Consider the following 11015-nt stretch of genomic DNA (forward strand, 5'->3'; position numbering starts at 1 on the left):
GAGGCGCGGGTGCTCCCCCCAACCGGTTCGCACTACCTTGGAGCGGCCCGGGAGACGCCCGGGCATTCCCGTGCCCGCGGCCCCATGCTGGACGAACGGCTCACCGAACAGCGCAATCCAGCCTCCACGCGCATCGACACGCTGGACACCCAGGGCGTGGTGGACCTGATCAACGCCGAGGACCGACGCGTCGCCGAGGCGGTGGGGCAGGAGCGCCAGGCGATCGCGCGGGCGGTGGATCTGATCGTCGACAGCTTCGCGCGGGGCGGGCACCTCTTCTACGTGGGCGCGGGCACGTCCGGCCGGCTGGGCGTCCTGGACGCGGCCGAGATGCCCCCGACGTACGGCACCGATCCCACGCTCGTGCAGGGCATCATCGCGGGGGGGCACGCGGCGCTCGTGCGGGCGCAGGAGGGTGCCGAGGACCATCCGGAGGACGGGGCCGCCGCCATCGACGAGCGGGGCGTGGGCCCGGACGATTTCGTGCTGGGCATCGCCACCTCCGGCACCACGCCGTACGTGCACGGCGCGCTCGCGCGGGCACGCGCGCGCGGCGCCCGCACCGGATTCCTGCTCTGCACACCGCCGTCCGAGGCGCTGCGCGCCCTCCACGACGTGGTCATCGCGCCGCTGGTCGGCCCCGAGGTCATCACGGGCTCCACGCGCATGAAGGCGGGCACGGCCACCAAGCTCGTGCTCAACACCTTGACCACCGCGGCCATGGTGCGCAGCGGCAAGGTGTGGGGGAACCTGATGGTGGACCTCCAGGTGACGTGCCAGAAGTTGCAGGACCGGGGCGAGCGCATCCTGATGACCACGCTGGGCGTGGACGCCGACGAGGCGCAGCGCCTCCTCGAGGAGGCCCACGGCCGCGTCAAGATCGCCATCGTCATGCACCGGCGCGGCGTGGACGCCGCGGGTGCGCGCGCGCTGCTCGCCGACGCCGGCGGCGTGCTGGCCCGCATCGTGGAGGAGCGGCCGTGAACTACGTGGGGCTCATGAGCGGCACCTCGCTCGACGGGATCGACGCCGTCCTCGTGGATCTGGAGGGCACCGCGGCCGATCTGCGCTGGCACGTGCGCGCGTTCCGCTCCGACCCCTGGAGCGTCGAGGAGCGCGCGCGCATCGCGGCGGCCACCGAGACGGGCACGCCCGCGTCGCTCTGCCGTCTGCACGTGGACCTGGGCGAGGCGTTCGCGCGCGCCACGCTGGCGCTGCTGGACGAGGCCGGCGTGGATCCGTCCGACGTCGCCGCGATCGGCTCCCACGGGCAGACGGTGTGGCACGAGCCCCCGACCGCGGAGCGCCGGGGCGCCACGCTCCAGCTCGGCGACCCGGCCACGCTCGCCGAGCGCACCGGCATCCCGGTCGTCTCCGATCTGCGCGCGCGCGACGTGGCCGCCGGCGGACACGGCGCACCCCTGGTCTGCTTCGCGGACCGCCTGCTGCTCGCCGCGGACGGCGGACGGGCGGTGCAGAACCTGGGGGGCATGGGCAACGTGACCTGGATCCCTCCCCGCCGCGACGCCCGCCACGACCTGCTCGCCTTCGACACCGGTCCCGGCAATGCGCTCATCGACGCCGCGGTGGAGTTGGCCAGCGCCGGCCGCGCGACGTACGATCGGGATGGACGCCGGGCCGCGCGCGGTCACGTCGATGCCTCGCTGCTGGACGAGCTGATGTCGCACCCGTTCTTCGCCACCGAGCCGCCGCGCTCGACCGGCCGGGAGGTGTTCGGCCGCCCGTACGTGCAGGCGCTCGCGGAACGTCTGCAGCCGACGGATGTGCAGGCCTGGGACGACCTGGTCGCCACCCTGACCGCGCTCACCGCGCGCAGCGTCGGGGACGCCCTGCGGCGCTGGGTGCTGCCCCGCGGTGTGGACGACCTGGTGCTCGTGGGCGGTGGCGCGCACAACCCGACGCTGGTGGCCGCGATCGCGTCCGCGCTGGCCCCGCTCCCGGTCGTCCCGGCCCGCGCGGTGGGGATGGATCCGGACGCGCGCGAGGCGATCGGCTTCGCCGTGTTGGCGTGGGCCTTCCAGAACGTGGTGGCCGGCAACGAGGTCGGCGCCACCGGCGCAGCCGGACCCCGTCTGCTCGGATCCTGGACGCCCGGGCGGGCGCTGCGCTGATGCGCACGCCTCCGCGCTGGCTGGCGCTCGCCGGCCTGGTCTTCGTGCTGGTGCTCGAGACCTTCCTGGTGGTGCAGGTGGCCAATCCGTCGCCGCACTCCGGCGGGGACAACGCGGGCTACATCGCGCTCGCGTACTCCCTCGTGGACCGCGGCGCCTACCTGGAGCTGTGGGAGCCCGGAGAGCCGGCGCACACCAAGTATCCTCCCGGCTTCCCGCTCGTGCTCGCGGCAATGATCGCGGCCGGTGCCCGCACCTGGACGGCGCTGAAGGCGTCGAGCGCGCTGTTCACGGTCCTCGCGGTCGGACTGTCGTTTGCGTTCGTGCGGCGGCGCGCCGGCGTCTACGCTGCGCTCGCCGTCGCCGTGGTGCTGGCGTTCTCGGATGCGCTGCTCTACGCGAGCCAGTGGATCCTCTCCGACCCCATGTTCCTGGTGCTGACCCTGGCGGGTCTGGTCGCCCTGGACCGCGTCCGGCCGCTCGGTCCGGTCGGGAGCGGGGCGGATCCGCCGGCGGAGGCGAACAGCGGAGGGGACGCGACCCCCCTGGCTCGCTTCGACGCCCGCTGGCTCGCCGTGGGTACCGCCATGGCGCTGCTGGCCTACTTCACGCGCTCGGCCGGTCTGCCCCTCGTCGCGGCCCTGGTGCTGTGGCTGGCGCTGCAGCGTCGCTGGCGGGCGCTGGCGCTGGTGGCGGTGGCGTTCGCGCTGCCCGCCGCCCTGTGGGCGGTGCGCTCCGCCCGGGCAGGCGCGCCCGGGTACGTCTCGGAGTTCTGGATGATCAACCCGTACGACCCGTCCCTCGGGCGGGCCGGCCCGGGCGACCTGATCACCCGCGTCTTCGAGAACACCCGGCTCTACCTGGGCTCGGCCATCCCCGCCGGGCTCACCGGCCGGCGCGGTCCCATGACCGCTCTGCTGGGTACCGTGCTGGCCGTCCTGGCCCTGGTGGGGTGGGGGCGGCGCCTGCGGCGGCCCGGTGTGGTCGAGCTCTTCGCGCCGCTCTACCTCGGGCTCATCCTGCTGTGGCCCGTGGTCTGGTCGGGCGACCGCTTCGCGCTGCCGCTCTTCCCGCTCGTGCTGCTGTATGCGGCCGAGGCGTTGTCGGCCGGCACGCGGCGCCTGCATCCGCAGGCGCCGCTCGTGGTGGGTGGCTTCGCGGTCTTCCTGCTCTGGCTGCCCGGTCTGCAGACCTGGCGCTCGTACGCCGCCCAGTCGGAGCTGTGCACCGAGCGCGTCGCCGAGGGCGGTCCCTACGGCTGCTATCAGCCGCGCATGCGGGAGTTCGTGACGGCCGCGCGCTGGGTCTCCGTGGGGCTGCCGGAGGGCTCGGTGGTGCTCACGCGCAAGCCGCGCATCTTCTACGTCCTGAGCGAGGTGCAGTCACGCACGTACCCTCTGGTCGAATCGGCGGATACGCTCTTGTCCGCGGCGGACGCCGCCGGCGCGCGCTACGCGCTCATCGACTACCTCGACAACCTCGGGAGCCTGTACCTGATCCCGTCGGTGCACCAGCATCCCGGTGCGTTCTGCGCGCTGGTGGGCTTCGGCGGGGACGAGCAGGGGATCCAGACCCAGTTGCTCGGCGTGCAGCCGCCCGAGCGGCGCAACCTGCGCGGCCGCTCGGAGACGGTCGAGGGTGCGACCAGCCTCACCATCCGCTTCTGTCCCGAGGACTACCGCAGAGCGGAGGCGCCGACCGTGGCGCCCTATTCCTCTCCCGAGATCCCGCTGCTCACCCGTCTCGACCGGTAGAGCGCGGCGAAGGTCACGCCGAAGAGCAGGTGCTCGGTGAGCGTGTCCGGCTCGGGCGTGTCCACGTCGAACAGGGCGGCCAGCCCGGGCACCCGGTGATGCGGCCCCAGCGGCCCGAGCAGCTCGAGCGCCCCACCGGCGCCGCGGGCCGACCAGGTGCCCAGTCCGAGCAGCGCGCCGCGCAGCAGGGCGGGGCCGGGGAGCCACGGGCCCAGGAAGGCCGCGTAGGCCATCCCGACCGCCGCGCCCCGCACCACGTCGTCACGGAGCTCTTCGACGTCGATCTGGCCCCCCCGCAGGAGGCTGATGACCGCCTGGGCCGACCCGGCCGCGAGGGCGCCGGTCAGCGCGGCGCGGAACTCCGGCCGCGCGTGCTTGGCGCCCGCCTTGAGCAGCAGGCCCAGGCCCAGGTCGCGGAGCAGGGTGGGGAGCTCGGACGCTCCCGCCGGCTCCTCGTCCTCCGTAGCTTGGGACGCGCGGGCGGGGCGGCGCTCGGTGAGCGCGCGCAGACGGGGCGCGGGTGCGCGCCGCGTGCGCTCGAGCGCATAACCGAGACGGAACCAGATGGAGCGGGAGTCGGACATCGCACTTCCAGGCAGGGATAGCGAACCCTCGCGCGGCCGGACCCGTTTGACAAGGCGCCCGGTGCGGAGCGGGGGAGCGGTCGGCGCGCGGGTCCTGCTGCTGCACGCGGTCCTGGCGGTCGCGCTCGCGGGCCAGGCGCCCGACGAGGCCTGGCGCACGCTGGACACCGAGCACTTCCGGGTGAGCTTCCCGGCTGCGCTGGAGGAGACGGCGCGCCGGGCGGCCGACCGGGCCGAGCGTGCGCACGCCGGCCTGTCCGGGCTGCTCGGGTGGGCGCCGACGTCTCCCATCGAGCTCGTGGTCACCGACCACGTGGACGTCTCCAACGGGTTCGCGAGCGTCACCCCCTGGAAGCGCATCACCGTCTACGCCCGGCCGCCCGTGGACGACGAGACCCTCCAGTATTTCGACGACTGGCTGGAGCTGGTGCTCTCGCACGAGCTGGCCCACGTCTTCCACCTGGACCGCTCGGGCTGGCTGGGTCGGTTGGCCCGCGGCGTCGTGGGGCGCTACCCGGGCACCTGGCCGTTCTTTCCCGGCATCGCCCAGCCGCAGTGGGTCGTGGAGGGGTTGCCCACGCTCTACGAGTCCACCCTCACCGATGCCGGGCGCCTGCACGGCAGCGAGCACGAGATGGTGGTGCGCACGGCGGCGCTGGAGGGCGCGCTCGAGACCCTCGATCGGGCGTCGGGCCGCTCCCCCAACTGGCCGGCCGGCGATCGCCCCTATCTCTACGGCTCGCGCTTCTTCGACTTCGTGGTCGAACGCTACGGCGCCGACGCCATCCCGGCGTTCGTGGACGCGACGGCCCGGCAATGGGTGCCATACCGCTTGGACGCGGCCGGGAAGGGCGCGTTCGGCGTGAGCGTCTCCGAGGCCTGGCGCGCATGGCGGGAGGCGACGGTGGCCGAGGCGCGCGCCACGGAGCGCAGCCTGTCCGCAGAGGCGCCCTTCAGCGCTGGCACGGCGGTGGGGAAGAGCGCACGCGTGTCCATGTCCGCCCGCGTGTCGCCGGATGGGCGACGCCTCGCCTACGCCCGCTCGGACGGGCGGAGCGACACGCAGATCCGGATGGTGGATCTGGCCACCGGAGCCGACCGCAGCCTGACGCGCACCAACGGGCTGGCCACGCTCGCCTGGACGCCCGACGGCCACGTCGTCTTCGCCCAGCTCGAGTACACCGATCCCTACCGCATCCGCAGCGACCTGTGGGAGGTGGACGCACAGGGCAGGGTGCGTCGCATCACCCGCGACGCGCGTCTGTCGCACCCGACCGTGGCGCCGGACGGTCGCACGGTGATCGCGGTGGAGGACGGCTCCGGCGGCAACCGGCTCGTGCGCGTGGACCGCTGGAGCGGGAGCGTGACGCCGCTCTCCCCCGCCGGCGCCGACGAACTCTGGACCGAGCCGCGGTTCAGCCCCGATGGACGCTGGATCGCCGTGGCCCGCTGGCTGCCCGGAGCGCGGCTGGACATCGTGGTGCTCACCCCGGACGGGCGGGTGGCCACCGAGGTCACGGCCGACCGGGCCCGCGACGATGCCCCGGCCTGGAGTCCCGACGGTCGCTGGCTCGTGTGGGCCTCCGACCGGACCGGCATCCCCACCATCGTGGCGGCACCGTTCGATCCCGGCTCCGGGCAGGTGGGCCCGCCCCGGCGGGTGGCGCACACGGCCCTGGGCTTCCGCGACCCGGAGGTCGGCGCCCGAGGGGCCGACCTCTTCGCCTCCGCCTATCACGCCGACGGGTGGCGTATCGAGCGCCTCGCGTTCGAGCCCGATCGGGCGCCGCCCGCGGCCCTGGTGGCCCGCGCCGGGGACGGGCGGGCCGCGGCGGCCACCTGGGAGGAGCGGGCGGACGCTCCGGCAGGGCCCTACCGCGCCTGGCGGACCGCCCTGCCGCGCTGGTGGGAGCCGTCCTTCACGCGGGCGGTCTCCTTCGGGGACACCGAGGTGCTCGGCCCGGCCCTGGGCCTGTCCACCGGGGGGGCCGACGTGGTCGGTCGGCATGCCTGGTCGGCCACCGCCCGGGTGCACCTGGACGAGCCCCGCCTCGAGGCCGGCGCGTCGTACCGGTTCGCCGGGCTGGGCGTCCCGGTGCTGGGCCTCGACCTCTCCTGGACACACGACGCGGGTCGGCTCACGGGCGTGCGCGCGGATTCCACGATCGCCACGCTCTTCACGGTGGAGCGCGACCGGCGCGCCGACGTCTCGGTCGAGCTGGAGCGGCGCCGGTGGCGTTCTGTGGGTGCGCTGACGCTACGGGCCGGCTGGATCGAACAGGACCGCACGCTGCTCGACGAGGGGCTCGAGCCCGAACAGGAGTTCCGGCTGCGCGTGCCGGAGGCGCGCTTCGTGGAGCTGGGCGCCACCGGCGTCTGGTCGACCGCCCGCGCCTTCGCGTTCTCGACCGGACCCGAAGCGGGGTGGAGCGCGCTCCTGCGTGTACGGCGCCGCTCCGCCGTGGGGCTCGCCGACAGCCTGTCCGCACGTGCGGGCCTGGACGGGAGCTTCGACGACGTCGTGGCCCGGGTGCGGGGCTACCAGGCCATCCCGGCGCTGCCGGGGTGGGGTCACCACGCGCTGGCGCTGCAGGTCGTCGCGGGCGTCGCGGACGGGCCCGGTGCCGACGATCTGCACTTCGACGTGGGCGACGCGACCGGCGCGGCGGAGTCGGTGAGCGGGCTGGAGCTGTTCGGCGGCCGGCCGCGCCTCTTCCCGGTGCGCGGCTATCCTGCGGGCGCGCGCTTCGGGGCCCGGGCCTGGAGCGCCGCGCTCGACTACCGGTTCCCGGTCGCGGAGGTGCGACGGGGGCTGGGTGCGTGGCCGCTCTACCTGGAGCGCGTCGGCGGCAGCCTCTTCGTCGACGCGGGCAACGCGTGGGGGCCCGACGAGGCGCCGTTCGCGAACGACCGCCGCGCTACGCTCGCCGCCGTGGGCGCCGAGCTGGTCTCCGATTGGGTGCCGTTCTGGACGGACGTCCTGCGGGTGCGCTCGGGTGTGGGCTTCCCTCTGGTCGACGGCGACGGCGCCCGCGTCTGGCTGCGCGTGGGCACCGCGTTCTGATCGATCCTTCGGGGCGTCGGCGCTCCCGAGGTGGGGTCGCCGACGTCGTGCACTCCGTTACACGCGGGTGCTCGACCTAGAAGCTGGTGCTCGACTGGAAGGGGCGGACCGTGTCGGGATCGGGGTCCAGCTCGCGGTCCCCCGGCTCCCGGCCCGCCAGGGCGGCCATGCGGTCCACGGAACGGCGCATCGCGCCCAGGATGGAGGCGGTCCGGTCCTGCGCGTCGCTGGAATCCGTGACGCGCTGCTGCAGGGCCGCCTGGTTCAGGTCGCGCACGAGCGCGATGAACCGGTCCACCTCGAGCCGCAGATCGTGGAAGCGACGCTCGTTGGGATAGAGCGGGTTGGCGAGCTTCCACACCCCCACCCAGATGAGCAGCAGCCCGATCAGGATGAGGATGACGCGGAGCTGGAGATCCTGGACCCACAGCGCGGCCAGGAACACGAGCACCATGCCCGTGATCGGGAGCCCCACGTCGAAGATCTTCCGCATCCAGCGCATCCTCGGATGTCCGCCTGCTCGCTCGGGTGCCGCACGCCGCCGGCGCCACGCGGACCCCGGATCGATGGGGGCCACACGACGCCGATCGGGTACGGATGCATGGATGAGGCCACGTTCCCGGAGGCCCTTCCGGCCCCCCTGTTCGTCGGCTTGACTACCATATATAGGGCCATTATTCTGTGCGTCCCTCTACATCTCGTTGTTCGGTCCGCGACTTTCCACAGGACTACGGCGGAGTGGGGCGGCCCCCAACGGTTTTCCACGCCGGGGCCACGGTTTTCCAGATGGATTCGACACATTTTTTCCACAGCCTCGGAGACCGCCAGCCATGAACTCGCCCCGGGTATCGCGCCAGCCCTGGATCTTCGATGACACCCTTCCCGAGGATCTCCCCCCTGCCCGGCTGAGCGACAATGCCCGGATCGTGCTGGCCCGCCGCTACCTGAAGAAGGACGAGGACGGCAACGCCATCGAGGAGCCCGAGACCATGTTCTGGCGGGTCGCCCGCGTGATCGCCGAGGAGGACCGCCGGTATGGTGCGTCCGACGCCGCGGTCGAGGAGCTTGCCCGCCAGTTCTACGACCTGATGACCACGGGGACGTTCGAGCCCAACTCCCCGACGCTCATGAACGCGGGCCGCCCGCTGGGTCAGCTCTCCGCCTGCTTCGTGCTTCCCGTCGAGGACGCCATCTCCAACGGCAAGAACGGGATCTACGACACGCTGTCCGCCATGGCCCTCGTGCACCAGTCCGGCGGCGGCACCGGCTTCGCGTTCTCGCGGCTGCGCCCCACCGGGGACACCGTGCGCTCCACCATGGGCGTGGCGTCGGGGCCGGTCTCCTTCATGCGCCTGTACGACGCCAGCACGGAGGTCGTGAAGCAGGGCGGTACGCGCCGCGGTGCCAACATGGGCATCCTGCGCGTCGACCACCCCGACATCCGGGAGTTCATCACCTGCAAGGAAGACACGTCGCAGGTGACCAACTTCAACATCTCGGTCGCCATCACCGACCGCTTCATGCAGGCGGTGCAGGACGGCGGCTCGTACGACCTGCTGAGCCCGCGCAATGGTGAGGTGGTGGGCCAGGAGGATGCGCGCGAGATCTTCGACATGATCGTGCACGGCGCCTGGAACACCGGAGAGCCGGGCGTCTTCTTCATCGATCGCGCCAACGAGTACAACCCGGTGCCGGCGCTGGGCAGCTACGAGGCCACCAACCCGTGTGGTGAGCAGCCGCTGCTCCCGTACGACGTGTGCAACCTGGGCAGCATCAACCTGGGCACGTTCGTCCGGAAGGACGCGCCCCGGGACGGGCTGCCGGAGGAGCGCATCGATTGGGACGGGCTGCGGCGGGTCGTGCACCTCTCCACGCACTTCCTCGACAACGTCATCGACGCCAACCACTATCCGCTGCCCGAGATCCACGACCTCGCGCAGCGCATCCGCCGGGTCGGCCTGGGCGTGATGGGGTGGGCGGACATGCTCGTGCGGCTCGGCGTGCCCTACTCCTCGGAGGACGGCGTGCAGCTGGCCCGCACCGTGATGGCCTTCGTGAACGAGGAGAGCCGCGTCGCGTCGGAGCGTCTCGCGCGTACGCGTGGCGTCTTCCCGGAGTGGCCGGATTCGATCTGGGGCCCGGACGAGACGGCCGCCCGTCGCGCCGACGGCAGCCGCGTGCGCCCGCTGCGCCGGATGCGCAACTGCAACCTCACCACCGTGGCGCCCACGGGCACCATCTCCATCTTCGCCGGGTGCTCGGGCGGGATCGAGCCGCTCTTCGCGGTCGCCTTCATGCGCAACCAGGCCGGCGCCATGATGCCGGACGTCAACGAGGACTTCGTCGCGCTGGCCCAGGAGCAGGGCTGGTACTCCGACGAGCTCATGGAGCGGATCGCCTCCGAAGGTCACATCCACTTCCCGGAGGTGCCCGAGGACGTGCAGCAGGTGTTCGTCACCGCGCACGACATCACGCCCGAGTGGCACGTCCGCATGCAGGCCGCCTTCCAGGAGCATACGGACTCCGCCATCTCCAAGACCACGAACTTCCCCTTCGAGGCCACCGAGGCCGAGGTCCGCGAGATCTACGAGCTGGCCTACGCGCTGAACTGCAAGGGCGTGACGGTCTACCGCGACGGATCGCGTCCCATGCAGGTGCTCTCCACCGGCAAGACCGGGAAGACGGAGGAGCAGCCCGCGTCCGCGGCGTCCAGCGAGGCGCTGATGACGCTGGAGCACGCGCTCGCGGACGCGCGCGAGGAGAACCACCGGCTGCACGTGCTCCTCGAGCAGCATCGTGCCGAGCAGGAGGAGCGCGACGAGGTCGCGCGGGCCAGCCGCCACAAGCGCCAGCGCCCGTCGTTGCTGCGCGGCCGTACGGTCAAGATGAACTCCCCGCTGGGTGACCTCTACGTCACCATCAACGAGGACGAGAGCGGCCGCCCGTTCGAGGTGTTCTGCACGCTCGGGAAGGCGGGTGGAGCGGCCATGGCGGATTCGGAGGCCATCGGTCGCCTGATCTCGCTGGCGCTGCGCTCGGGCATCCCCATCACGGCGGTGCGGGACCAGCTGCGGGGCATCTCCTGCGATCGGGCGGTGGGCATCGGGCCCAACAAGGTGCTGTCCGCCCCGGACGCCATCGCCCAGGCCATCGAGCGCTACCTGGAAGAGAAGGAGGGCGTGCAGGAGGAGCTCCTGCCGCTGGCCAGCGTGCCCAGCCCCACGATCGCGGCCACGCGCCCCGCACCCGCGCCGGCGCCCGCCAAGCCAGCGGCCACTGCGCCCGCGTTCCTGGGCGCGTGCCCGTCCTGCTCGGCCAGCCAGCTGGCCTACGAAGAGGGCTGCGTGAAGTGCTACGTCTGCGGCTACTCGGAGTGCGGCTGATGCGCGGCGTCGTGGTGTACTGAGGCGCGTCGTCGTCCCCCTCGGACGACGCGGCGAACGCATCCGAAGCCCATCGTCCCCGCTGTGGGGCGGTGGGC

The 11015-nt window shown here is 73.0% G+C and carries 7 protein-coding genes; 5 read left to right on the top strand and 2 right to left on the bottom strand.

Features of this window, described 5'->3' with window-relative positions; translation table 11 throughout:
* Window positions 1-84: 84 nt before the first annotated feature.
* Genes murQ through R3E98_03100 form a run of 3 tightly spaced genes read left to right on the top strand, consistent with a single transcriptional unit; the run spans window position 85 to window position 3886 of the window.
* A complete protein-coding gene (gene murQ, locus R3E98_03090; GenBank protein MEZ4422371.1) occupies window positions 85-984 on the top strand; it encodes an N-acetylmuramic acid 6-phosphate etherase in 900 nt (299 codons plus the stop codon).
* On the top strand, window positions 981-2132 hold the full coding sequence (locus R3E98_03095) for an anhydro-N-acetylmuramic acid kinase (protein ID MEZ4422372.1): 1152 nt from the start codon (window positions 981-983) through the stop codon (window positions 2130-2132). The genes murQ and R3E98_03095 overlap by 4 nt, the downstream gene beginning before the upstream one ends.
* Complete coding sequence (locus tag R3E98_03100) at window positions 2132-3886, top strand: hypothetical protein (GenBank protein ID MEZ4422373.1); 1755 nt, start codon at window positions 2132-2134, stop codon at window positions 3884-3886. Before R3E98_03095 ends, R3E98_03100 begins: the two co-directional genes overlap by 1 nt.
* Here R3E98_03100 and R3E98_03105 read toward each other — a convergent pair.
* Complete coding sequence (locus R3E98_03105; GenBank protein ID MEZ4422374.1) at window positions 3841-4470, bottom strand: hypothetical protein; 630 nt, start codon at window positions 4468-4470, stop codon at window positions 3841-3843. The genes R3E98_03100 and R3E98_03105 overlap by 46 nt on opposite strands.
* Window positions 4471-4516: 46 nt before the next feature.
* On the opposite strand from R3E98_03105, the gene R3E98_03110 reads away from it, so the two are divergent.
* Window positions 4517-7534 carry a hypothetical protein gene (locus tag R3E98_03110; GenBank protein ID MEZ4422375.1) on the top strand — a complete coding sequence of 1006 codons (3018 nt, stop codon included), beginning with the start codon at window positions 4517-4519 and terminating at the stop codon, window positions 7532-7534.
* 76 nt (window positions 7535-7610) lie between these two features.
* Here R3E98_03110 and R3E98_03115 read toward each other — a convergent pair whose 3' ends face one another.
* Complete coding sequence (locus R3E98_03115) at window positions 7611-8027, bottom strand: hypothetical protein (protein ID MEZ4422376.1); 417 nt, start codon at window positions 8025-8027, stop codon at window positions 7611-7613.
* Window positions 8028-8364: 337 nt separating this feature from the next.
* On the opposite strand from R3E98_03115, the gene R3E98_03120 reads away from it, so the two are divergent.
* On the top strand, window positions 8365-10917 hold the full coding sequence (locus R3E98_03120) for a vitamin B12-dependent ribonucleotide reductase (GenBank protein MEZ4422377.1): 2553 nt from the start codon (window positions 8365-8367) through the stop codon (window positions 10915-10917).
* Window positions 10918-11015: the final 98 nt, after the last annotated feature.

It is taken from the genome of Gemmatimonadota bacterium, assembly GCA_041390125.1.
GTDB lineage: Bacteria > Gemmatimonadota > Gemmatimonadetes > Longimicrobiales > Gaopeijiaceae > JAGQIF01.